This window comes from Paenibacillus sp. FSL M7-1455, assembly GCF_038004655.1.
Taxonomy (GTDB): Bacteria; Bacillota; Bacilli; order Paenibacillales; family Paenibacillaceae; genus Paenibacillus_AQ; species Paenibacillus_AQ cookii.
On record NZ_JBBORO010000001.1, the window covers coordinates 3,030,942 to 3,054,974 of the forward strand.

25 protein-coding genes are annotated in these 24,033 nt (G+C 48.5%); 5 read left to right on the forward strand and 20 right to left on the reverse strand.

What is annotated here, in order from left to right; all coding sequences use genetic code 11:
• Positions 1-68 precede the first annotated feature (68 nt).
• Positions 69-863 (forward strand): SDR family NAD(P)-dependent oxidoreductase, encoded by a 795-nt coding sequence (locus NYE48_RS13980; RefSeq protein WP_212952242.1) that lies wholly within the window; start codon positions 69-71, stop codon positions 861-863.
• A gap of 178 nt (positions 864-1,041) precedes the next feature.
• Here the strand turns inward: NYE48_RS13980 and NYE48_RS13985 are convergent, their stop codons facing one another.
• From NYE48_RS13985 to NYE48_RS14025, 9 genes are all read right to left on the reverse strand, one after another.
• Complete coding sequence (locus NYE48_RS13985; protein WP_212952243.1) at positions 1,042-2,622, reverse strand: DUF4179 domain-containing protein; 1,581 nt, start codon at positions 2,620-2,622, stop codon at positions 1,042-1,044.
• Positions 2,603-3,175, reverse strand: a complete 573-nt coding sequence (locus NYE48_RS13990) for an RNA polymerase sigma factor (protein WP_212952244.1) — start codon at positions 3,173-3,175, stop codon at positions 2,603-2,605. Before NYE48_RS13990 ends, NYE48_RS13985 begins: the two co-directional genes overlap by 20 nt.
• A gap of 216 nt (positions 3,176-3,391) precedes the next feature.
• Positions 3,392-4,246 (reverse strand): copper amine oxidase N-terminal domain-containing protein, encoded by an 855-nt coding sequence (locus NYE48_RS13995; protein ID WP_212952245.1) that lies wholly within the window; start codon positions 4,244-4,246, stop codon positions 3,392-3,394.
• 247 nt (positions 4,247-4,493) lie between these two features.
• The gene (locus NYE48_RS14000) at positions 4,494-5,261 is read right to left on the reverse strand and encodes an ABC transporter permease (protein ID WP_212952246.1); all 768 of its coding nucleotides are present in this window, start codon (positions 5,259-5,261) and stop codon (positions 4,494-4,496) included.
• Positions 5,261-6,031, reverse strand: a complete 771-nt coding sequence (locus NYE48_RS14005; RefSeq protein WP_212952247.1) for an ABC transporter ATP-binding protein — start codon at positions 6,029-6,031, stop codon at positions 5,261-5,263. The genes NYE48_RS14000 and NYE48_RS14005 overlap by 1 nt, the downstream gene beginning before the upstream one ends.
• Positions 6,032-6,045: 14 nt before the next feature.
• Positions 6,046-6,912: a pentapeptide repeat-containing protein gene (locus NYE48_RS14010; protein ID WP_212952248.1), complete on the reverse strand. Its 867-nt coding sequence runs from the start codon at positions 6,910-6,912 to the stop codon at positions 6,046-6,048.
• Positions 6,913-7,213: 301 nt separating this feature from the next.
• Positions 7,214-7,609, reverse strand: a complete 396-nt coding sequence (locus tag NYE48_RS14015) for a cupin domain-containing protein (protein ID WP_340999098.1) — start codon at positions 7,607-7,609, stop codon at positions 7,214-7,216.
• 90 nt (positions 7,610-7,699) lie between these two features.
• Complete coding sequence (locus tag NYE48_RS14020; protein ID WP_340999099.1) at positions 7,700-8,455, reverse strand: carboxymuconolactone decarboxylase family protein; 756 nt, start codon at positions 8,453-8,455, stop codon at positions 7,700-7,702.
• 44 nt (positions 8,456-8,499) lie between these two features.
• Entirely contained in the window at positions 8,500-9,474 is a 975-nt protein-coding gene (locus NYE48_RS14025) for an aldo/keto reductase (RefSeq protein ID WP_340999100.1), read from the reverse strand.
• A gap of 243 nt (positions 9,475-9,717) precedes the next feature.
• Between NYE48_RS14025 and NYE48_RS14030 the strand changes: the two genes are divergently transcribed.
• A complete protein-coding gene (locus tag NYE48_RS14030) occupies positions 9,718-10,263 on the forward strand; it encodes a TetR/AcrR family transcriptional regulator (protein WP_340999101.1) in 546 nt (181 codons plus the stop codon).
• Between the two features lie 163 nt (positions 10,264-10,426).
• On the opposite strand, the gene NYE48_RS14035 is transcribed toward NYE48_RS14030, so the two are convergent.
• Both NYE48_RS14035 and NYE48_RS14040 read right to left on the reverse strand, forming a co-directional pair.
• Entirely contained in the window at positions 10,427-10,603 is a 177-nt protein-coding gene (locus NYE48_RS14035) for a hypothetical protein (RefSeq protein WP_212952250.1), read from the reverse strand.
• Positions 10,604-10,811: 208 nt separating this feature from the next.
• Positions 10,812-11,861, reverse strand: coding sequence for an NAD(P)-dependent alcohol dehydrogenase (locus NYE48_RS14040; protein ID WP_340999102.1), 1,050 nt, complete (start codon positions 11,859-11,861; stop codon positions 10,812-10,814).
• A gap of 201 nt (positions 11,862-12,062) precedes the next feature.
• Between NYE48_RS14040 and NYE48_RS14045 the strand changes: the two genes are divergently transcribed.
• Positions 12,063-12,611: a TetR/AcrR family transcriptional regulator gene (locus tag NYE48_RS14045; RefSeq protein WP_340999103.1), complete on the forward strand. Its 549-nt coding sequence runs from the start codon at positions 12,063-12,065 to the stop codon at positions 12,609-12,611.
• Between the two features lie 126 nt (positions 12,612-12,737).
• Here NYE48_RS14045 and ppsA read toward each other — a convergent pair whose 3' ends face one another.
• The 3 genes from ppsA to NYE48_RS14060 all read right to left on the reverse strand — a co-directional run bounded on the left by ppsA (position 12,738) and on the right by NYE48_RS14060 (position 16,829).
• Positions 12,738-15,332, reverse strand: coding sequence for a phosphoenolpyruvate synthase (gene ppsA / locus NYE48_RS14050; protein WP_340999104.1), 2,595 nt, complete (start codon positions 15,330-15,332; stop codon positions 12,738-12,740).
• Between the two features lie 515 nt (positions 15,333-15,847).
• The gene (locus NYE48_RS14055) at positions 15,848-16,252 is read right to left on the reverse strand and encodes a nuclear transport factor 2 family protein (RefSeq protein WP_340999105.1); all 405 of its coding nucleotides are present in this window, start codon (positions 16,250-16,252) and stop codon (positions 15,848-15,850) included.
• Between the two features lie 109 nt (positions 16,253-16,361).
• Positions 16,362-16,829, reverse strand: a complete 468-nt coding sequence (locus tag NYE48_RS14060) for a DinB family protein (RefSeq protein WP_340999106.1) — start codon at positions 16,827-16,829, stop codon at positions 16,362-16,364.
• A 172-nt stretch (positions 16,830-17,001) separates the two neighbouring features.
• Here NYE48_RS14060 and NYE48_RS14065 point away from each other — a divergent pair, with 172 nt between their 5' ends.
• Positions 17,002-17,850, forward strand: coding sequence for a LysR family transcriptional regulator (locus NYE48_RS14065; RefSeq protein ID WP_340999107.1), 849 nt, complete (start codon positions 17,002-17,004; stop codon positions 17,848-17,850).
• A gap of 529 nt (positions 17,851-18,379) precedes the next feature.
• Here the strand turns inward: NYE48_RS14065 and NYE48_RS14070 are convergent.
• A complete protein-coding gene (locus NYE48_RS14070; protein ID WP_036715134.1) occupies positions 18,380-18,844 on the reverse strand; it encodes a hypothetical protein in 465 nt (154 codons plus the stop codon).
• 212 nt (positions 18,845-19,056) lie between these two features.
• Positions 19,057-19,536, reverse strand: a complete 480-nt coding sequence (locus NYE48_RS14075; RefSeq protein WP_340999108.1) for a GyrI-like domain-containing protein — start codon at positions 19,534-19,536, stop codon at positions 19,057-19,059.
• 110 nt (positions 19,537-19,646) lie between these two features.
• Here NYE48_RS14075 and NYE48_RS14080 point away from each other — a divergent pair, with 110 nt between their 5' ends.
• The gene (locus NYE48_RS14080) at positions 19,647-20,609 is read left to right on the forward strand and encodes a helix-turn-helix transcriptional regulator (RefSeq protein ID WP_340999109.1); all 963 of its coding nucleotides are present in this window, start codon (positions 19,647-19,649) and stop codon (positions 20,607-20,609) included.
• 130 nt (positions 20,610-20,739) lie between these two features.
• On the opposite strand, the gene NYE48_RS14085 is transcribed toward NYE48_RS14080, so the two are convergent.
• The 4 genes from NYE48_RS14085 to NYE48_RS14100 all read right to left on the reverse strand — a co-directional run bounded on the left by NYE48_RS14085 (position 20,740) and on the right by NYE48_RS14100 (position 24,014).
• Positions 20,740-21,759: a glucosaminidase domain-containing protein gene (locus tag NYE48_RS14085; RefSeq protein WP_340999110.1), complete on the reverse strand. Its 1,020-nt coding sequence runs from the start codon at positions 21,757-21,759 to the stop codon at positions 20,740-20,742.
• 497 nt (positions 21,760-22,256) lie between these two features.
• Positions 22,257-23,237, reverse strand: a complete 981-nt coding sequence (locus tag NYE48_RS14090) for a glycerophosphodiester phosphodiesterase family protein (RefSeq protein WP_340999111.1) — start codon at positions 23,235-23,237, stop codon at positions 22,257-22,259.
• Positions 23,230-23,499, reverse strand: a complete 270-nt coding sequence (locus NYE48_RS14095) for a hypothetical protein (protein WP_340999112.1) — start codon at positions 23,497-23,499, stop codon at positions 23,230-23,232. Before NYE48_RS14095 ends, NYE48_RS14090 begins: the two co-directional genes overlap by 8 nt.
• Positions 23,496-24,014, reverse strand: coding sequence for a MerR family transcriptional regulator (locus NYE48_RS14100; RefSeq protein WP_341000659.1), 519 nt, complete (start codon positions 24,012-24,014; stop codon positions 23,496-23,498). The genes NYE48_RS14095 and NYE48_RS14100 overlap by 4 nt, the downstream gene beginning before the upstream one ends.
• Positions 24,015-24,033 lie beyond the last annotated feature (19 nt).

The window sequence follows — 24,033 nt, forward strand, 5'->3', positions numbered from 1 at the left end:
GCGGTTGGTAAAGCTACTGCCAGCACAAATCTCGGCTTCTAAAAACATAACATCCAGGAGGGATATGCATGGATTTGGAACTGAAAGGAAAAACGGCACTGGTTACCGGGTCTACGTCAGGAATCGGAAAAGCCATCGCCATGTCGTTGGCGGCTGAAGGCGCCACCGTGCTCATTAACGGACGTCGCGAGGAAAAGGTGAATCAGACCATAAAAGAAATTCAAGAACGGTATCCTGAAGCCGTCCTTCAATCCGCTGTCGCCGATCTAGGAACGGAGCAGGGATGCGAAGAGGTTATCGGAAAATACCCGGAAGTAGACATTCTTATTAACAACTTGGGCATTTTTGAGCCTGTAGAATATTTTGATATTCCTGATGAAGATTGGTTCAAACTGTTTGAAGTCAACATCATGAGCGGTGTCAGGCTGACTCGCCGGTACCTGAAGCAAATGATTCATAACAAGGAAGGCAGAGTCATCTTTATCGCCAGCGAGGCGGCGATTATGCCCTCTCTGGAAATGGCTCACTATAGCGCGACCAAGACGATGCAGCTCTCGCTCTCCCGCAGCTTAGCCGAATTGACCCAAGGAACGAACGTGACCGTAAATACGGTGATGCCTGGTTCCACTTTAACGGAAGGCGTCGAAACCATGTTAAACAGCCTTTATCCTAACGAGAATATGACCATGGACGAAGCCGAAAAGCGATTTATGAAAGAAAACCGGCCGACCTCCATTATCCAAAGGCTTATTCGACCGGAAGAAATTGCACATCTTGTCGCCTTTTTAAGCAGCCCGCTTTCTTCTGCAATCAATGGTTCCGCGTTGCGAATCGATGGCGGATTAGTGCGCAGCGTGTTTTAATCAACCACATGGAAGCCATATAAAATCCCGATGCTTTCAACGCAATACGGCCGGTGCTTCCCGTAAGAAAAATCCTGCCGGACTACCGGCAGGACATCGGCCTAAATACATATTAGCAAAATAGCATATCTCTTTCGTGTCATGATCCGCAGATCTATCCGCCTCCACTTTATCGTGTTCATTTCCCCGGCATATTTTCCCAGGGAAGCTGCGTATCGTCCCACAAGTCCACACTCCAGTCGACATCCTTGAACACGCGGTTAACCACGGTGCGCGTAAGCGTCAGCCTGGAAGGCACATGATCCATTCCATCGATCCGAAACTCGGAATCATGGATGATTTTTTTATCCCCGTCCGGTGCCGAACCATGGCCGACGAAAACCGGGTATTCGCGCCCCTTTTCGTCGATGGCGATCCATTTTTCATTCATCTCCTGATTCACGTAGGTTCCGTTTGCCGTCAGAATCAACACTTGTCCCCCTTTGGAGTCGTATGATCCAAGTTTATACGCGGAAAACGCCAACTCATCGCCCGATCCATGAAATACAGCCGGTTTTGCAGACAGCTCGGCGGGCTTCATGCTGATGGATTCCTTCACGTGGACCGGCATATAAAAGCCATCCAATACGAAACGTATATTTTTGCTTTCGGGCGGCATGGCAAGAGGATGGATGATGTTTATAAACTCCTTGGTTCCCTCGTTATGGGCATCGGCTCGCTCGGATTGAATCAAAGGCTCGAAGACCCCCGGCTTGCCAAAATCGTAACGCCCCCTTTTCCCTTCCCCGTCAACCGTCTCCAAGTGATAGAAGATCTTCAAGTGTTCCGCACTGGCATCGCTCGACTGTCTTTTTAGTTTTTCGCCAAGGGATGCCGCATAATCCAACCGTATTCCGCTTGGTGTCCGGATGATTTTTTTGAAATCAAGCTCCAACCCGTCCGGGGACGTGTAATGCTTGTCAATTTGCTTTTCGGCAGAGAGCTGTTTGGCCTTCCGCGTATCGAGCTTGAATTGAAAATGCCAATTGACCTTCACCGGTTTTCTGTCGGGCATGGTCGCCGTGAACCGTTCAATTTCGCCGATTTCGCTCGTCACCATTACCACATCAGGCACGGGTCCCGTAAAGACATAGGCGTATTCTTCGATTCCCGGATAGGAGTTTAGGGTGACGGGCACGCGTTTTGCTACTTCGTTGCCTTCCAGGTCCGTGATTCGGAAATCGTCCGTTTCCCGCAAAGGAGACTGCAGCACGCTTCCATCCGGCGCGGTCTGGCGGGCGGAAATGACGATTCGCGAGCGGTCGATAAGGACATGCTCAATTTGAATGGCATAACCTTGATCCTCGGCTTTGACTTCCGGTTTTACCAACAATCCAAGGGGTCTCGATCGTTCGTAATCGTTGTACCAAAACCAGTCTTTCATGCCGGGCGGTACCGTTTCTTCCGGAATCGTCGGTTTCGGCTTGTATGTTTTGAACACGCCTGAAACTTTGTCTCTTAGTTCCGGCTGCTGCCATAAAGTCAAAGCCGACCCGAACACGATGACTGCCGCCGCCGCTCCCCCCATCCATTTTAGTTTTCTCCATCTTCTTTTCGCCGAAGCATAAGCGTTCAGGTTCGGCAGCTTTTCCTTGTCGTTCACCATCTGGACGTTGTCCAATTTATCCAAAACCCGTTGCGTAAAATCGGCATCCATATGGAGATCGGAGAACAGGGCATCTTTCATCGTTTGGTCATCTTTATTGGAAAAAGGTTTCATGGGCCAATCCTCCTTTCTTTTCCATCTCTTTTTTCAGTCGTTTTTTTCCGCGATGCAGAGCATTCCGAACCTGGATGCTGCTTAAGCCGGTAATCTCCATGATCTCCTCATACGATAGTTCATTCGTGTATTTGAGGAGCAAAACGAGCCGGTAGGTATCGGGAAGAAGGTTCAGGTACCGGTATATGTCCCGCTGCATTTCTTTGCGGATGATGTGCTGTTCGGGCGTGGCCGCCGGATCGGACTCTTGGGCATGCCCATCCATTTCGGCGGGGATCGGGCGTCGTTTGCGCACATGATCTTTCATGACGTTAACGGCGATCGTATAGACCCAGGCGCTGAAACGGTTTCCTTCCTGATGCCGGGGCAAATACTTGTACACGCGTATGAACGTTTCCTGTGCCAAATCCTGCGCATCCTGATGGCTTGCCCCCATTCCCCGGAAGATTCCGTAAACGTTGTATTTGTACTTATCAACGAGCACGGAAAATAACTGCTTGTCATTAGCAATGATGCGGCGGATCAGCTCCGTCTCTTGCTGTGAATCCATCATGATTGTCCTCCTGACTTGTCATTCACCCTATAGACCTTATCTCGCTGCCAAACTTCTCACTTTCATCGCTTTTTTTGTTAAAGCTTATCAGAAAAAAAATCAGGGCATCGTCTTGGATCATGTGAGTTGAGTCCGTCCTCCGACAGGTTACGAACAAAAAAGCCGCATACCCAATGCGACTTTTTTGTGATTCCGTGTATTTTTTTCGTCCGCCGTTCAGCGTGAGATCACTTCAAGCACTTGGCCGCTGCCATCTTCGATCATGCGTATGTTTTGGTCATCGATGAGTTGAATGGTTCCGTCCGACTCGAAGCTATCATGCTTCTCTTTTAACCCGTGGGCAACGGATTTTCGTATCAACCCTTGATTCTTAAATACCAACGTATACAGGTCATAATCTCCTGTCTTTCGATTCGTGTATTCAATGAATAAAACCTGCAAATGCTGGGGTGTCGATTCGAAGTTTAAGGTAAGTTCATGGGTGTTCACGTTAATGTCCTTCATGCCTAGCGGAATCAAATTCTTTTTTCCCGTATACAAATCAGTAAACTCGAGATTCCCGTTTGCTGCCTGAATCCTAAAGCTGTATCCCAACATGCTTCCATAAAAAGTGTCCGTATAATTGTTGAGTCCCGTCACGGTGACCTTTCCCGTCTTCGGGTCCCTGTCGGCCACTTCCCCGTCCAAAGCGGATGCCAGGAATCGAATCGGTACATAAAGGTGACTGATATACCATACAGGTTCTCTGCCCATATCCACTTCCCGGCCGTCAACTTCGGCAATGCTGCTCCCCATATGTACGACAATGCGTTTCTGATCCCTCTTCAGTACCGCCGTATTGTCATTTTCCATCCCCCACAGCAGGCCTGATCCGCTGCCGAGCGAGAACAAACTTCCGTAAGTCACTCCGTCTTTATGAAGCGTCTGGATATGAGCAGCTTGACCGTCTTCCCATTGGGCTTCGAGCTCCACGTACTTGGATGCCGCCTCTGTTTCTTGAGCGCCCAACGGCAAAATCGCTGATGACATCAATAAAACGGCGATCGCAGTTTTCCACTTCTTGAGTTTCACGACCAATATCCCCCACTAATTGTAAATTAGATTACTACAATACTAACGTTTATTTCTTGTGAAAGTTGCTATCACCATGCAAATGCGCAGAAAGTGTATGGATTACCGTGTCTTCAACAGCCATGGCGGAACCGCGCTCGCATCGTCTCTTGAATGGCGGCGCGGTTCTATTCTCATTGCTCATTTACAACCTGTTTCCAAAATCAAGGGTCTTTTATTCCATCGTTTCGATTCATTTTTAGCTATTTTACCCCCGCTTCTTATACGCTCGCATCGCAAAGAGATAGGCCACGAGCATGATTCCGACGCACCAAGCCAGAGCGACCCATATTTCATTTCCCACCGGCTGGTCAGACAGCAGCGCACGAATAGCTTCCACGATCGAGGTCACCGGCTGGTGTTCGGCAAAGGCCCGGACGACGCGCGGCATCGAATCGGTCGGCACAAACGCCGAGCTGATAAACGGCAGGAAAATAATCGGATAGGAAAAGGCGCTTGCTCCATCGACGGATTTGGCGGACAGTCCGGCAATCGCCGCAACCCAAGTCAACGCCAGCGTAAACAGCATGAGTATGCCGGCTACGGCAAGCCATGGCAGCACCCCCGCCGGCGAACGAAAGCCCATCAGGAGCGCGACGAGAATAATGACGACAAGGGATATGGCATTGGATACCAGCGAGGTCAGCACATGCCCCCACAGTACGGAGGAACGCGCAATCGGCATGGAATGGAACCGCTCAAAGATGCCCCGCTGCATATCCATAAAGAGGCGGTAAGCCGTGTAAGATATGCCGCTTCCAATAGCAATCAACAAAATACCCGGCAGCAGGTAATTCACATAGTTTCCCGTTCCCGTCTGGATCGCGCCGCCAAATACATAGACAAACAGCAGCATAAACGCAATAGGCATGATGGTCACGGTAATAATCGTGTCCATGCTGCGGGAAATATGGCGCATGGAACGCCCGAGCATCACGCCCATATCGCTAAAAAAATGTTTTTTTATCGTTTCCATTACCTTTCCTCCTTTTTGCCGACGATGGCGAGGAAGATTTCCTCCAACGACGGCTGTTTCTCGACATACTCCACTTTGGCGGACGGGAACAGCTTTTTCAGCTCCGAAAGCGTGCCGTTCGCAATAATCCTGCCCTCGTGCAAAATGGCGATTCGGTCGGCAAGCTGCTCGGCTTCTTCCAAATACTGCGTGGTCAGGAATACGGTCGTGCCGCTGTCGGCCAGTTCCTTAACGATCTTCCAAACCTCGATGCGCGACTCGGGGTCAAGACCGGTCGTCGGCTCATCGAGGAAAATGATCTGCGGATTGCCCACAAGGCTTAGGGCGATGTCCAGCCTGCGGCGCATCCCTCCCGAATAAGTGGACGCCTTGCGGTCGGCTGCGCCTGTCAGGCCGAATCGTTCAAGCATGTGATCCGCCACCTGATGCGGGTTTTTGAGGTGTCTCAACTTGGCAATCATCACCAGATTTTCCCGTCCGGTCAAAATCTCATCCACGGCCGCAAATTGGCCGGTCAGGCTGATCGATTGCCGCACGTGATCCGACTTGGCCGCGACATCGAATCCGTTGACGGTGGCGGTGCCGCCGCCAGGCTTAACCAGCGTGGTAAGGATTTTTACCGTCGTCGTCTTGCCCGCGCCGTTGGAGCCGAGGAGAGCGAAAATGCTGCCCTTTTCCACATCGAAATCTACGCCCTTCAGCACTTGGTGCTGCTTATAGGATTTTAGTAGTCCTTTGACTTGAATCGCCTTGGTCTGCACGGTTTGCATCCCTATTCCCTCCCTTATATGACTGTCACTTTGGACAAATCGGCTTCCATCCCTTTAAGGGCGGCATAGGTCAGTTTATCCATCGTTGCGCCGTCAAAGGAGATGGTTTTGATCATGCGATAATACTTCTTCGTTAAAGTAAACCCCGGCTGAAAGGAAACGTTTTTAAAGGTAGCGTGCTTGAACGAAGCTCCGGTCAATGCCGCTTTTTCAAACTTAACGCCGATAAACGTCTGTCCGTCAAAACATTGCCCGCTCAGATCGGAGTGCTTAAAGTCAACGCCATCAAATAAGCATCCTTCAAACACCGCGTTTCTAAGATCGGTCTTCGATAATATGACGTCGGTCAGCCTTGCGTCTGTGAATTTGGCTCCATCCAGGCCCGACGCGGTGAAGTTGGTGCGTACCAGGATCGTTTTATTGAAGCTTGCATTTGTCAGGTCGAGGGCAAACAGGCTGCAATCCGTCAGATTGGCAAAGTCGAAATTAGCTTCACGCACATCGCTGCTCTCAAACGAGCTGCCGGTTAAATCTGCCCCTGAAAAGTCGGAGCCGTGCAGCGCGCTGCCATTAAATCGACCTTGATGAGCCGTCACGCCCGCAAAGTCGCTTTTCGCCAGGTTGCTCGAGCTAAGGTTTGTCACCACTTGCCGTTCCAGCGAACGGGAGAGGTTGGCGACCTCCAGGATCGTTTGCTCGATGTCGCCGATGCCCTCCACCGTCATCTTAAACGCCGTTTCATCGTCCTTGCCTGCGGCTTTAAGTTCACGGAACCGCTCCTGCACATCGGCGAGTAAATCTGCCTTTAATTCCGCGACGCTTTTTACCCCATCATAGGGTGCGAAAATACCGTTCAAATAACTGGATAACTTCTCATTCATCGGGCCATATCTCCTTATAATAAGTTCTCTAACAAGCGCTTTGCATACAGCTTCAGACAAGAGCCGTAAAATCATCGTATCCGTATGACCGCGCAGCGGCTCGGATGTGATTTTGTTATCGCTCCTGCAATCACCTTCATATCTGCATAATAAATCATATTACTGTGTCTGTCAAGGTAATTTGTTTATTAAAATACCTTGGCGGTTTTTCTATTCATTATGCTGAAAATCGCCAATAAACGCGACAAAGCTGCCGATCGATCGTCGATTCGGCAGCTTTGTATTTTGAGCACATTTTTTATTAGAGTTTATTGTATTCTTCCTCTGTTACGGGTTCTAACCAATCGGTTTGCCCCGGCGTAAGTGCCAAGTGTACAAACCAGCTCTCTTTGGTGGCCCCATGCCAATGCTTTACGTTCGGCGGAATGTTGACCACGTCGCCTGTTTGGAGCAGTCGGGCCGGTTTGCCTTCTTCCTGGTACCACCCTTCCCCTCCGGTAACCAACAACACTTGCCCGGCATGGTGAGCGTGCCAGTTATTGCGGGCGCCTGGAGCGAAAGTGACGTTTCCGATCGCCGTATTGAGCGGGGCGGGATCGGTAAACACCATCTGCAAGAAGGCGTCACCGATAAAATGTTGTTCCACTTTCTCACCTAACGGAAAAATAGTGCTGTTGCTTAAATGCTCGTTTTTCATATCATCGTCCCTACTCTCTTTTATTATCATTAGACGGCCAGAACGGTTTGGGCGCGTGTTCAATCCCCTGGACCCGACAGTAAAACGCCACTATTCCGGAATGATTTCGTTTATGCAGCCCAAAGCATTCAATGTTCTCGGAAATCCCATATAGGGAAGGCAATGCGTGATGGCGGCAATCATCGTCTCCTTGTCATTGCCCACATTCAGATTGCCCCGGACATGCGCCTTGACTTGACTTTCGGCACCGCCGAGCGCGCTTAACATGCAGAGGGGAAGCAGCTCGCGCGTTTTCAAATCGAGACCTTTTCGGGTGTAGAAGTCACCAAAACAAAAGGCCGAAAGATAATCCTGCATATGCTTCTGATCGGGCGATGCGCTCTCGCGATTTTTTTTAATCGTATCGCCAAAGATCTCCACCTGCACGGCGAGTCCTTTTTCAAACCGGTCGTTCTCGCCAACCTGCTTCTGGCTTTCGAGCGGCAAGGTTATATTTCTTTCTGCGAACACCTCATTAATCACCGATATGGAACTTAAAGTTTTAGGAAATCCTAAATAAGGTGCACATTGGTATATAGCTTCTTTGATTTCTATAGGCGTCAGTCCAACATTCAGCGCTGCATGAGCATGTGCTTTGAGCTGGGGCAGGGTTTGATTGGTCGCAAGCACGACCAGGGTTACAAGCTCGCGTTGTTTGTCGTCCAGGTTGCCTTGATAAAACACTTCCCCAAAAACGAAACGGCTCAAGATGTCCTGAATATCAGGATCTGTTGCGTACGCCGCTGGGACATCGTCGCCAAAAAGCTTCTTGTAGGTTGTCTGGCTCTTTTCGTACCGATTCGTCATAACAAATCCTCCTGTCCGTTATTCGGGGTAATCATCCTTGTTGCTTAAAAATGCCCGACGACCGGGTGCGGTACATAGGGTTCCTCCAGGAACGCAATTTCATCGGGCGTGAACTGAATGGAAAGAGCCGCAGCCGCATCTTCGAGCTGGGCGATTTTGGTCGCACCGACTATAGGAGCCGTTACCGGTTCCTTATGAAGCAGCCACGCAAGCGCGATGTGAGCCCGGCGGACGCCGTGTTTTTCCGCGAGAGCCGCCACCCGGTCGATCACCAATTGATCCGTATCTGCGGTTGCATCGTATTTTTGTCTGGCTATTTCATCGGTTTCGGCACGACGGGTAGCTGCCTCCCGGGCCAATCTTCCTCCTGCCAGCGGGCTATACGGAATGACCCCGATTTTTTCTTCCTGACAAAGCGGCAGCATCTCCCGCTCCTCTTCGCGGTATATGAGGTTCAGATGATTCTGCATCGATACGAACCGCGTCCATCCATGTTTCTCCGCTGTATATAACGCCTTCTGAAATTGCCAGGCCCACATGGCAGAAGCCCCGATGTAACGCGCCTTGCCCGCTTTGACGACGTCATGGAGAGCTTCCATCGTCTCTTCGATCGGCGTATGGTAATCCCAACGGTGAATTTGGTACACATCCACGTAATCGGTTTTCAGCCTTTTCAAGCTTTTATCGATTTCGCTCATGATCGCTTTGCGGGAAAGCCCGGCCCCGTTAGGTCCTTGATGCATCCGTCCGTGTATTTTCGTCGCAATGACAATTTCATCCCGCACCGCATAATCCTTTAGTGCCGCTCCGACGATTTCCTCGCTGGTCCCGTCGGCATATACGTTTGCCGTATCAAAAAAATTGATCCCAAGCTCCAAAGCCTTTTTGATGATCGGGCGTGCCTGTTCTTCATCAAGCACCCATCGGTGATGCCCTTTTTTCGGGTCGCCGAAGCCCATGCAACCCAGGCAAATCCGGGATACATCCATGCCGGTATTTCCTAGTTTCGTATAATCCATTGAAAGATTCCTCCTTTTTTCTTAGAAAAGCTGCCATCGAATCATCGACCTGAGGAACTGGCGTCGGGGGACAATGAAAACATGTCAATCGCCCTAGAATTAAATGAACATTGATCGAATAATCAACTCTCGTCTATAATTCTAATCAGTAACCTTAAAGGTTCAATGATCAATTTCTTGCGATGTGTGGATTATTCAACAAAATCTCAACTATTGCCGATTATCTGAGGGAGGAACAGCGAAATGACCAAACGGGATCGCAGGGTTGTCAAATCCCAAGAAGCCATAAAAAAAGCCATTCTTGAACTGATGACAGAAAAAAACTTTGAGGACATTACCATTCGGGACATTTCCGACAGGGCCAATGTGAATCGGGGAACCATATACCTCCATTACATGGATAAATATGATTTGCTGGATAAAATCATCGAGGAACATATCAACAATCTTCGCGAGCTCTGCCACGCTGCATCCGAAATGAGCTTCCAGGAAGGGAATTACGTCTGGTTTGAATACTTCGCGGACAATCATCTGTTCTTTTCAACCATGTTAAACACCAAAAGCGCGGCTTATTTTCGAAGCCGATTCCTTGATTTAGTCATCCAAGAGTATAAGGTTGAAGTCGACGTAACCGAAGGGAAAAATCAAGGCTTAAACAAAGAGGTCGTTCTTCAATTTTTGGGGGCGGCGGTCGTGGGGGCCGTGGAATGGTGGTTCAGAAACGGAATGCCGATCCCTGCGCGAGCCATGGCAGAACAAACAGGGATATTGCTGGACAGAAATTTCTAACTTTCTGCTCCTTCCCTTCTCGTTCAAGTCCATTCAAGCAAAAAAGCATGGAGTCGCCAAAAAAACTCCCGCCTGAATAGTTGGGAGTTTTTACGCTCTTGTATGCTGCTTACAACGTTTTGCAATCCTGCTTGAGGAAAAAGGGTCCGGATATAAAAAGGAATTAGTAAAGTCGCTCTTCGCCCGTCACCGGATTTTTAAATGCGGATCGAAAATCGCTGCCGTTGAGTTCCTCGGATGCTTCGACGTCTTTTGCTGCTTGCGTCTCTTTGAGGGAGTTGGTACTTGGGAACCGGTCCTCGGCCTCGGCTTGTTTGGATTTGGTTTTTTCCTGATCCATTTCAGTTGCCTCCTGGGTAAAATCCTTTTTCCTGTAGGATGCGACTTCAGCTTTATCCCTATACATTCTGAAATACGTTTTGCGCAGTGCGGGATGACCCTTTTTTGAACAGCGTCCTAATCGTCCCTCGCTTTAACAAAAAAGAGCCGCTGATCTGCGACTCTTAAACGAGATTGCCGGACGGTCTGAAAGAACATCCGGATTCTCCTTATTCCTTGCCCATCGTGCCGATGTCGATGACGAACCGGTACCGGACATCCGAAGCAAGAACGCGTTCCCAAGCTTCATCAATCTGATTGGCGGAGATCAGCTCGATTTCAGGCGTAATGCGGTGTTCGGCACAGAAATCAAGCATTTCCTGCGTTTCCCGAATGCCCCCGATGGCCGATCCGGCAAACGACCGGCGATGCGGGATAAGGGAAAACACTTGCACAGGCAATGCCTCCGGCGGAGCACCGACGTTGACCAAGGTGCCGTCGACGGCCAGCAGCGAGAGGTAGGCATTTAAATCAATCTTTGCGTTTACCGTATTCACGATCAGATCGAACGTGTTGGCCAGCGTCGTAAACGTTTCCGGATCGCTGGTGGCATAATAATGGTCCGCGCCAAGCTTTAAACCGTCTTCCTTTTTCTTCAGCGTCTGAGATAAAACCGTTACCTCCGCCCCCATAGCATGGGCGAGCTTCACGGCCATGTGTCCAAGCCCGCCGAGTCCAACCACCGCGACCTTTTTGCCCGGCGCGGCGCCCCAATGGCGAAGCGGCGAATACGTCGTAATTCCGGCGCACAAAAGCGGTGCGGCGGCATCCAGGGCGATGCCGTCGGGAATGCGGACGACGAAATCTTCGGTTACGACGATGTGGGTGGAATAACCGCCCTGCGTGTATTGGCCGTATCTGTCGATCGCGGCGTAAGTCCCCGTATGACCATGATGGCAATATTGCTCCTCTCCCTTGCGGCAGCTTTCGCATTCTCCGCAGGAATCCACCATGCAGCCTACTCCTACTCGGTCGCCAATCGAATATTTCGTAACGTCCGATCCAACTTGGGCGACAATGCCGGCGATCTCGTGTCCGGGTACGAGAGGATATTGGACCGGCCCCCAATCGCCGCGAGCGGTATGGATATCGGAGTGGCAAATGCCCGCGTATTTGATCTCGATGAGAACATCATGCGGCTTAAGATCCCTGCGCTCGATTGTCGTTAATTCGAATGGGCCTTCCGGACCGAAAACAGCACGTGCTTTAGCATGAATCATAGTATAGGACCTCCAGTTGATAAAAATTTAGAACGACGTATCGACAGAAAACAATAAGCGAAAGAGGTTGTTTAATCAACTCGTGTCTATTATTATAGAAGGAAGAAAACGAAGTTCAATGGTTAAAATAACGCGTTTTGTTCAAATATCAACATAATAACGAAAAGTGTCCATTATCTTGGAAGTCAGGTGGGGATCACGATGGCAAAAGTCGACCGAAGAATTGTTAAAACGCAAGAATCCTTAAAAAAAGCGGTCATCGAACTGATGGCCGTCAAAAATTTCGACGACATTACCATTCAGGACATTGCCGACCAGGCCAATGTAAACCGCGGTACCATTTATCTGCATTATCAGGACAAATATGATTTGTTGGATAAAATCATGGAAACCCATATTAATGAATTAAAGGAGATGGATACATGGGCGTGCGAGTTGGAATGGACCGATGCCCTGGTTCCTTATTTCGAATATTTCGAGAAAAATTACTTGCTTTTTTCCACCATGTTAGCCAGCAAAGGGATGCCATCCTCTTTCAGAACCCGGCTTCTTGCTTCTTTTAAGGAAGGGTTTAGAGGCGAGATTGACAAAGAAAGCGGAAAAAATGCGGATTTAAACGAGGACGTGATGCTGCAGTATGCCGGAACGGCCTATGTCGGGGTCATTGAATGGTGGATCAAAAACGGGATGCCCTATCCCCCGAAAGTCATGGCCAAACAAGTCGGAACCTTGTTGGAAAGAAGCCTATAAATAAAAAAGAGCGCCCGGGTTATCTCCAGGACGCTCTGCATGCTCTTACTCCGGCTCGTCCAGACCGGTCACGATCTGCTGTCGACGCCCATGTGTTCCTACCCATACCATTTTATACGGACCCCATTACAATATTTCAACATACCCTTCCGTTCCATTGACGCGAATTCGCTGCCCGTCCTTGATCAACCCGGTAGCATTCTCCACTCCGACAACAGCCGGCAAGCCATATTCGCGCGCGATCACGGCGCCATGGGTCATCAGTCCGCCGACTTCGGTGACCAGACCTTTTATGGATACAAATAATGGCGTCCAGCTGGGGTCGGTATAAGCGGTGACTAAGATATCGCCGTCTTCCAGATCGGCATCTTCCATGTTCCATATGACGCGTGCGCGTCCCTCGATCACTCCGGAGGAAACGGCAAGGCCTGCTAATGCTCCATCCGGAAGATTTTCCCGGTTGTATTCCCCTCTGATGATTTCGCCATCCGACGTCATTACGCGCGGTGGAGACAGTTTTTCATAACGTTGGTACTCTTCTTTCCGTTTGCTGATGATCCGGTCATCCAGTTTCTTTGTGCGCGCGGCTTCGTGAAGCTCTTCGAAAGCGAGGTAGTAGATATCTTCTTTTTCACGGATCACGCCCGCTTGCACGAGCCGTTCGGCTTCTTTCAGCAAAGCCTGCTTATAAACGAAATAGCGATTCACCATGCCGTATTTGGGATATTCCCGGTAGCCGATGAAATTCCGGACGAGGTCGATCATCCGTTTCGTTTCTTTGGCTTTTTGTTCGCCGTCCGGCAGTTGCTTCAAGCGATGGATCAACTCTTGTTCCTTGGCCAAAGCCTCCCGGCGCCCTTGTTCAAATTTGCGGCGGCTGGCGTTAGGCTCAAAGTTTTTGATGTTGCCCAAAATCAACGGGACAAGCGTGATCGGTTTTTCGCTCCAACGGGTCCGGGTCAAGTCGATTTCTCCGGCACAGCGCATGCCATATTTGTCGAGAAACCCTTGGATCGCGTCCCGGCTTTCCTGGCCGCCATCAAACTTCACCAGCTCATCCAGAAAGTTATCGTCTTTGGTCAGCTGCAAATAGTCAATCACTTCCGGATAAGGACGAATGACATCGGCGACATCCATCAGCGCCAGGCCCATCTCCGAAGTAATATTGCCGTCTACCGATTGGGAAAGCGTGTCTGCCGCGTTTTTTTCGCCCAACCATGCGTTCATGTTGTCATTGATCCATGCCGAAGCATTCATCGCAGCCATAAACACAGCCGTACTTTGCGGGTCGAATAGAATCCGCCTTAATTCCTGGATATCTTCCAGAATGAAATCAAACAAATCCGGCCCCGATTTCCCTTGAATGTTTTGTTTTAACTCTTCGATCGAGGTTTCACTACGCTTAATCAAATCCGAAACGATTGCCGGATCGCTCTCGAATGCAGCCGGCATACCTGTATTTCCTCTGCCCGGAACCGGTGCCGTTGGATCATGGGGTAACAATTTTATAAAATCCCGTTCGATGATGGTCATGAGTGCGCCTTTGATGAGCGGATCGGATCCCACGGTATTTAATAAAGCTTCCCGTCCGGCAGAGGTAGCCAGCCGAGGCGCAACATCAACAAACAACCTGCCGCCGGCTGTACGCATGGGTGCGGGAGTGGTTAACAGGTAAAAAGACAATCCCAATGGTTTTATGGGATCGGTCATCATTTGTTGATGGCCCACAGAGATGTAGACGTGGTTTTCTTGATCATTCTCTGCAGGAATCGGAAATAAAGTCGTGATGGGACGACTCTGAACAATATGGAAGGTATCCTGAGCCAAACACCACTCAATATCTTGCGGCTGGTCGAAATAAGCTTCGATTCGTCTCCCGATGCGTGCCAATCTTAAAATTTGATCATCCGTAAGCGTTTGAGTCTTTTGTAGATCGGGATCGATCGGCTTGGTTTCCGTTCCGCCTTCTTTTCGGCCATAAATCGCCAATGTTTTGGTTGCGATCCTCTTGTCGGCGATTTCTCCTTCCCGTACCTTGTAATGATCGGCAGTTACTATACCGGAGACCAACGCTTCTCCCAGGCCGTACCCGGCATCGATGGCAAGCAGCTTTCGGCTTCCGCTCATCGGATCGGCGGTAAATAAGATCCCTGAAGCCTGAGGGAAAACCATCTTTTGAACGATCACGGATAAATAAACTTGACGATGGTCGAATCCGTTTTGCATCCGGTACATGACCGCGCGATCCGTAAAAAGGGACGCCCAGCATTTGCGGATATGCTGCAGGATGGCGTCGACGCCGATGATGTTTAAGTAGGTGTCCTGCTGTCCCGCAAAAGAAGCATGCGGCAAATCCTCGGCGGTCGCGCTGGAACGCACGGCAAAAGCTTGTTCCTCTCCAAACCGGGAGAGATAACGAACAACGGCATCCGCAACATCGGAAGGAATTTCTACATCCAATATGGTTTGTCTGATCTCCCTGCTGATTTCGCCCATTTGTTCTCGAGCCTCTGCGTTTAGCATGGTTAGTCGATGGAGCAACGCTTGATACGTTTCGTTTGGCTCGATGGCTTTTTGATAGGCTTCGGTGGTCACGCAAAATCCTTCGGGAACTTGGATCCCTTCGATTTTGGATAATTCCCCTAAATGCAATCCTTTCCCGCCTACGAGCCCAAGCTGCGTTTGTTGCATTTCCTGAAAATCGAGAACCAACGATCTCATTCCACATCTCTCCTAACCATGAAATAAAAAAACATTTGACAAGAAATTTTCGGCATGCTACAATTAAATTGTAAGATGAGATACATATAGACTTTTATCAAATGTCAGTCGTGGTCTGATTATATCATCACGTCTGTTTATATGCAATAAAAAAAGAACCTGATCATACGATTCAGGTTCCAGAGTGTCGAGAAAGTCCAACGGACTTTTCGACACTCTATTTTTTATATGGGGAATCATATCTTTTAAAATAAAAATCGATTTAAAGCGCTCTGAGAACCCTACTTCAGTGACCGACGAGGCAATTTTAAACCCCCTGCAAAAAAACAGGGGGTTTCTCGACAGCCTGAGAACCTGATCATACGATTCAGGTTCTTTTTTTGATTTCCGCTATGCTTTTGTCGTATCCGAACTCCTTCAAAGACGGTCATTTCATGCAATGAAAAATAAACGACTTGCTGTCGGGACTTGCTTGTTTAAACTCCCAATCGCCATAAGTTCATGTCAGTACCTAATTATGGGTTCTCGTAGTTTTTTAACGGCATTCCGACATATTCGCGGAAGGAACGGACCCGCTCCCCTTCGAACTCGAAAACGATGGCAAGCTCATTGCGAAAATCCCGCCCGTTCAACGAACCTTCCGAGCGAAAAACCACCATCCCGTTATCTTCATTTTCAAGCACGATAAGCGGAGTCAACTGCATTTGAAACACGGAACGTTCGAAACGGACCAAATCCTCGAACCGCTTTATGCCTTGCTGCTCGTCATTCCACCCTTCCAGCGGGAGCGGAACGGAGAACCGAAAATCTTCCGTCGCCTTTTGAAGAAAATCGTCCGTATCCCCCGTTTCCAAAGCCTGCTTAAAAGCATCAAACACGTCGCGAGTTCGGGATGGGACTGAGCCTGCGTATTTTTCCATGAGAGAATCCTCCTCATTATGGTTCATTGATCGTTACCATCATCCTTTTCATCAAGCCACTTGTTTCATGAAACGCTATAGAGAAAGGGCGCCTGCTCATATAGGGCAGTTAGCTTGACAGAACCTTAAGCTGGCTCGAAATCGTGCCGAGGTGGATGGCTTCGTGAATCAAAGCGAAGTTGAACAACTCGCCGGCGGTGTGGAATTGGAAAGGACCCAAAGCATAAGGAGTCGAAGGCTTGTCGTCCAGCATTGCTGGCGTCAGCTCGGATAGGCGGGAAAGCTGTGCCGTTAACATTTCGACCAGTAGTTCCTTTGATGGAGGGGCAAATGTCCAGTCCGAAGGTTTCGTACCGGAGTTAAACAACGTTTCATACAAGTCGGGTATGGCTGTCGGGGAGCCGAAGCTCAGGGTTGCATACCGGTCCATCCAATAAATGATATGGCCGACGTTCCAACGGATGGTATTGTTGAATCCTGCCGCTTGAACGTCAAACCGTTCCTCAGGAATCGCGTTCACCTGCTGCAGCACCACTTGACGTATCGTTTTAGCCGTGTTAATGATCATTTCAGACATGCTCATTTCCTCCTTTGTCATTGAGAACCGCTTGATCTGATCCCAGTATAGGTCCCGCGGAACTTCCCATCAATGCAGTGGGCGTTACCGTATCGTTAAGCAAAAGTTAACGATCACTCGTTGACAGAATAAGGAAGATGAAGTAAAACTAACGTGTACCATCCATTCGGCGATGCAATCGAAAGCAAAAATGGGAGTCAGCGCCCCCAACGTCAGCCAGCAGATAAGGAGATTGGAAGAAGAATTAGGTGTTCTGTTGTTCGATCGTGTGGGGAAAACAATTGTCTTAACTGAAGCCGGTGCGATTCTTCGCGAACATGGCGCCGCGATGTTCGGGCATCTGCAGCAAGCGAGCGACGCGATTGCCGACCTGAAGAAGATGCAAGGCGGATCGCTATCCATCGGCGTTTTGCCAGGAGATGCGGATCTCATGTTTAATGCTTTGCTGCTGGACTTCCATCAAACCTATCCCGCCATTTCGCTGTCCCTTCTGGAAACCATGAAAGTAACCGAGCAAGTGTTGGACCGAAGCATCGATGTCGGCGTCACCATCGGACCTGTTAGCGACGAACGCCTCACTTCAATCCCTCTGTTTCACGAGGAGTTCGCATTGGCGGTAAGCAGGGATGATCCTCTGGCCGCGGAGAGCTTGATTCCCTTGAACAAGCTGCGTTCCTTGAAAATGGTCATGTTTCCACCCGAACATCAATGCCGCAAGCTGATCGACCGCTTTTGCATGGATAACGGATTTGCGCTGCAGCCGCATATGGTGACGACAACGTTATCTTCCCTTCTCCAGATGGTACAAAGCGGAGTCGGCGCATGCGTGCTGCCGCGGCTCCTGCTGGATAACCTTAACCGCCAAGACATCAAAGTCATACCTTTGAGAAATCCGACCCCTTCGCAGGATATTTGTCTGATCTATCGCAGCGACCGCTATGTCGGATATGCGATGCGGACGTTTATCAAAAAATTAAGATCCTATATCGAAACTGCCATCCAACAATCGAAGTCTTCGTAGTCCGTTCCCGCCCCCACGAATTAGATCACCAACAAGAGAATCACTAAGAGAAGGGGGCCGGAGACCGCCAAAATCGAAGACAAAACCTTATTTTTTACCGGTTGTACGAAATAAAAAACGAAAGAGCCTGCGACAAAAATGAAATACAAAGGCGGAAAGCTAAGCGATGCCAGGAAGCCCAAAACGATAAAGAGCGGGAAACCCATCCAATACGCAGATTCCATTTTTACTTTTGTAAGGACAAAAAACAACACGGCTCCAAGCAAACAACAAAAATAGTTATACAGTGCGACGAATAAAAGCTGGGTTTTTATATAATCGCGATGGAACGGAACAGTTAGAAAAAAGAGCAGCATTCCGATAAACAACCATGCGCCGGCACCTTTAAGATAGCGGACTAATACATTTCAGCTCCTCGTTATAAATGATATACACCTTAGAAAATAGAAATGATATAGAAAAACAAAAAGAGCCGCGGATGTATCGCTGCTCTCTTCATCTTATAAACCTGCATGCACCTGCGTTTCCTTTAGTATTCTCCTTTGATGACGAAAAACGAACCCCGAATGGTACCAGCCAATTTAGACTTTTGTCTAGCGAATTTGAACTTCCCTTCCAACTCCTGCGGTACCTCCATCCCCTCCGATAGCTTAAAACCAACGGCGCGCTTCTTGGGGTCGTCAATCGTGTACAAGACGTTCACCTCTAGACCGTCCTCATAAAAAACATAGGTCCATTTGATATTTTCCACCTGGAATTGCGACGTTTCTAAAGGCTTGGCCGCAAACGCAAGATCGCGTTCTTCTTTTAGAATCCGGTTCACGTAATCAAGAGTCTCCTGGCTTTCGCTTGCCGGCACCACCGTAAATTCATGCTTGTATTTGTTCATAAAGTAACGGGCTTCGTTTGCTCGCAAACCGGCGAGCGCTTCTGCTACGGGCGAAGACTCCAAACCCACCGTGGATACGTTTTTAAAGTCGACGATATAGGACATGTTCATCTCTCCTAAGAGTTTTGTGAGCGTTACTGCTGCGAATCAGCTTCGAGCAAAACTTGCATCGAAAGCATCAACTTAGTTTTGTGAGCGTTACTACAGGGAATCAGCTTCGAGCAAAACTTGCATCGGAAGCATCAACTTAGTTTTGTGAGCGTTACTACAGAGAATCAGCTTCGAGCAAAACTTGCATCGGGAGCATAACGCCCCCGTTATTTCCTAACGACCGGAATCCACATTTCCCCAAACACCAGGCCGTTCCGCTGCCCCATCTCCACCGCTGCGTTCGGGCCGCCGACATAAGCAACATTCCCGACCTCCGGCAACACTTGCCCAAAAGCGATGCCGGTCAGCATAAGACTCAATTCATCGGACGTTTTTGCTTCCCCTTGTACGACGAGGTATTCCCCTTTAGGAAACTGGATCACTCTTGTCGCTTCCGGTAACGATGCGTCCGTCATCACGCCGGCATAATACATCATTTTGTTATTGACCGCTTCGTTTACGGCAAAAATGTAGTCGTTTGCGGCAACGGCCTTTAAAGCGTCAAGTCTTCCATCCTGTTTCACCGCATCCCAAAATGCTGCTTTTTCCTTGTTGATGCCGGAATAGTCCGTGTAATCGCTTTGAAGCTCGGTTCCGATTCCCAAAACGGTGAAGCTGTCTTTTTCCTCAAGAGTATAATTGGCCATGTTCAAAACCTTCCTCTTCTTTAAATTGATCAAATGATTTGCGTTTTCACTTGATGGGTTTATAATAACTTTAAATCATGTCAAAAAATGATACTGTTTAGGAGCGTCCGATGAAAAAAGTTGAGCGGATTAATACCATGATGCGATATATCAACAACCGAGCCCACTTCACCATTTCTGAACTCATGCGGGAATTTAACATCTCACGTTCGACGGCGATCCGCGATATCCGGGAAATCAAAAGCATGGGGATGCCGCTTCTCGCCGAAGTCGGGAGGGATGGCGGTTATTTTGTCATGAACAACTCCGTCCTGCCCACCGTCCGCTTTACCGATAATGAAATCAAAGCCCTTTTTATCGCCTTTATGGCCACTAGGAATCAACAGCTCCCTTATTTAAAAAGCCGCCAGTCTTTGGCCGAAAAATTGCTGGGCCTCATCTCGGAGAATCAGCAAGACGACCTTGTTCTTTTGAATCAAATTTTGCTTTTCGAAGGAACGAATCCCAATAATCCCGATCTGCTCGATCTGACCGACCTGCCCCATCCGATGTTGGAAAACCTGATTCAAATCCTTCTTTTGGACCGGTATTTATGGGTTTTCATCAAAGAAAATAAGGAAATTAAGTCTTACCCGATCTACCTCCTTCATCTGTATCGCGAAAAAAGCATGTGGCATATTGAAGCTTTTGACTTGGAGGAAGAAAAGAGAAGGATTTTGCCCGTCGACAATCTCACCGATGTCAAACCCTATCCTGCGAAAAAAAGAGTGAGCGGGAAAAAGATTTTAGAACTGCTAAACAAACAGGAAGAAGTCAGCAACCTTGTCCTGGAGCTCGGCCCAAAGGCGATTTTACAGTTCAAAAAATACCATCCTTTAAAGTTCTCCATATCTTATACGAATCCTTTCCAAACCACCGCCATCTTAAAGACTTTTATCCATGTCGAGCATTCGGAAGAATTAACCGAAGCCATAGACTGGCTGCTTTTCCTGGGTGAAGATATCAAAGTCAGAGAGATGCCGGTAGAAGTTTTGCAAAGTTTACAAGAGAGAATAAGCTTATTTTGTCCATAAACCATGCGAGATAAAACCGAAACCATATTGATCCGCCCCCAACCGCTCTTTGATGCAACGAATCCAGCGAAAACGACCTTGTTCCGCTGGGTTCTTCTTCATGTCGCAAGGCTGCGGTACCTTTTGCCCCTTATATTTTCTTATAGTCGCTTTTCATGATCCCTTTCACGAGCCGCGGCCATTCCGGATTTGCAGGGCAATACTTTTTCGCGGCTTTCTCTATGGTGGTATAGCCTTTGTTCACATAGTTCTTCGAGATGAGTTGACCGAATTTCTCCACGCAATCTTCCTTCGATTTAAAATAGAACGCTTTCTTGTTCGAACCTCCTGTTGCGTTCAGTCCGAACAAATTGTTCTTCCTCGTCGCAAGCTTGCTTTTCCCATTGCCGCTCTCGAGCTTCATGACCGCAATTGTGAAATAGGCATTAATATTGTACTTATCTTCGATTTCGAGCACCGCTTCTTCGAGACCGTGTCCCGCTAGCGCCGTTCCGCGAAACAATTCCTTAATGTGCGAAACCTCCAATCCCGAATCCGAACGAATCGATGACGACGGTGCCGAAGGATTGCCGGAGGATCGCTTCGAAGCTGACTTGACCGACGTCTTCGGAGTCGTTTGTGCAGGGCGTTTCGTTGTAGTCACGGGGTCCGGATACAAAGACGACGTCTGCCCTTCCATTTTTTTCGCATAACCGCTATGTACGTATCCGCCATCCTTAAGCTTAAGCCATCCATTTCCCGTTACATCGACGATTTGAAGCTTGTTGCCATGCTCTTGTACCGCGAGAATCCGGGATTTCGCAGTCGGCTCGCTTCGAACATTCAGATAGGTCGCTGTCACTCTATATATGTGCAGTTGCTCCGTCCCAGATAAGTCCACGGATTTTCGCACATCCAATTTTTCAGAACGCAAAGCCTCGGCCTCCAAGGAGGGAGAGGCTAAAGGGGGTTGAGTAACGATAGGAGTATAAACAGGGGACGACACGTTTGGAGAAACAACGTGCGGACTCGATTCTTGAACAAACGTCGCCAACCTATCGTGTTTCTGCCCGTCAGCGATCAGACTCGGCAAAAAATCCATACCTGTGGTAAGCAGCACACTTATACAAATCACATATACGAACCATTTTTGCTTCAATATTTTACGCATGAACACACCTCTTCCTTGTAAAGTGATGAAGTTCCTCGTAACAATAAAGGTTAGAGTTGTACTCCACTCCGTGAACGGAGTGTGTCCGGCTGATTATGCTTCCTTGACTGAGACACTTCCACGAATTTTCTTTTTCAACTTCGATCGGACCCATGGACTTTAACCGAGCCTAATGGCTCGATCTGTTTATTTTGTCCTACAATATGTTACAAAACTGAAACTTATTCATCATCACGTTCTTTCGATACATTGCAACTAGTTACTCAATACTCATAGAGATCCTTAGTGCTCCGCTGGTCAGGAACCCGGTCTGCTCTCTCATGACCTTTCTTATGCAGCCGAAAAAAAAGAAGCAAGCCCCTTTGGCCTGCTCCATGATCAAAAATCACGGTTGTCAAAAATCTCTCTTCGATCTCCCTTGCCCGTCTATAGAATTGGTGGTCGTTCAAGTAACCAACACTATATAATAACCCATTTCGCGAATATTGGGATTTCGCCTATTGGTATAATGGAGCAATTCGGTCAATCCGGTTCGTCCATATGACTCCTGAATAGTTCGCCGGCAGCCGTTTCACATCCTCCGGCGTATCGAACCCGCTTGAAAAGTCGCTTCCATCCCCTCCGACGATGATCACCCGAGTATCGGCTTTCTTCATCCGATTCAGAAACTTATCGGGCCAGCCCCATATCCAGGGCGCGATTTTGTCTGGTATATGCAGCTCCGTATGCTTGCACGCAGCCGGTACATACCCGGTCCATCCCGCAGAAAGGTAAGGAATCATACAACTTTTCATCGTCGCTTTCGACATGACGCGCATATCCGGCATCATTGCCTTTAATGCGGCTATCGGTTCGTCTCCCCCATAGACCGCGAGCAAGCTTTGCTGCTTTACCGGGAGCTTCGACAAATATTTAGCCAGAAGTTCCCCCTCGGCGGGATCGTTGCTTTTTACATCGATTAGTAACGGCTTATCCGGAAACCGCTCCAACACTTCCGTCAGTGACGGCATCAGACCGACCCCTTTTCCGCGAAAAGGGTACGTAACACCGCCATCGGCCGTATATCCGTAGCCGATATCGGCCTCCTTTAATTCAGCCATGGTATACTCCCGGGTCACTCCTTTCATATTCGTACGGCAGTCCAACGTCCAGTCATGAAACACGGCAAACTGATCGTCCTTCGTAATATGTACGTCGAATTCAACAATGTCCGCCCCCGCTTGAAACGCCGCTTCCATAGAGGAAATCGTATTTTCCAGATAGGGGTGCTCCGGTCTGTAGATTCGCTCGGCGGTACAAGTATCGTTCGTAATGCCTTCCATCGTATAAGTCTGTGCAAGTCCGCGATGCGCCAGCAACATCGGATTTCCGTCCTGCTGTTTCATGAACAGAGAGCGGTTGTTCAAATAAATGAAGGCGATAAGCACGATGATGAACAGGAAGATCTTGCTTTTCATGATTTTTTTGAACCTATTCACCGGCAATCCCCTCCCAAACCGCATCAAGCTGCTGCTGTAAAACGGCGACCATCTTCTCTTCATCGGCCGTTTGTGACTCATGAATCAGCGTATGATAGAAGATTGCGGCCAGTACTGAAGCGCTGATCCTCGGGTCGAACCGTCTGCGGAGCGTCCCATCTTCCTGAGCTTCCTCCAATAAGTTGCGAATGGCCTCTTGAAACACGGAAAGGTTCGTGGAACCCTCATTCGAAAGAATGGCCGACTTCAACGTTTCAATCAAGGTAAGGCCCAGCAGGCTGGTATGATTCGAATAAATGTGCAATAATTCATGGAAATATTCATCAGCCGATCTTTTACGTTCCCTTCCCGACGCACGCAAACTTGCGTAATTTCATCTACGGTAACATTGTCGTATCCCTTCTCTTTAAATAATTGGACGGCATGCCGTACGATTTTTTCCCTCGTATCTCTTTTTCTGGATTCTCTGAGCATAAGATTTAAAATTCCTCCCATCAAAAAATGACCACAGTCATAAATGACTACGGTCATTATATTGTTTTGCCGCGGATTATGTGGCGCTTCGTTTCTGTTAAGCAATACTTTAATCTGATCCAAGGAATAATCCATTGATTTTAATGCAAGAATGGTTTGAAGTTTGATTAAGCCGTTCTTATCGTAGTAACGATATCCGTTCTCGTTGATTATTGTTGGTTTCAACAGATTGATCTGATCATAATAATGCAGTGTTCTACGACTAATATTTACTCTTTGAATGATGTCACCTATCGAATAGATTGTGTTTCAACTCCTTATC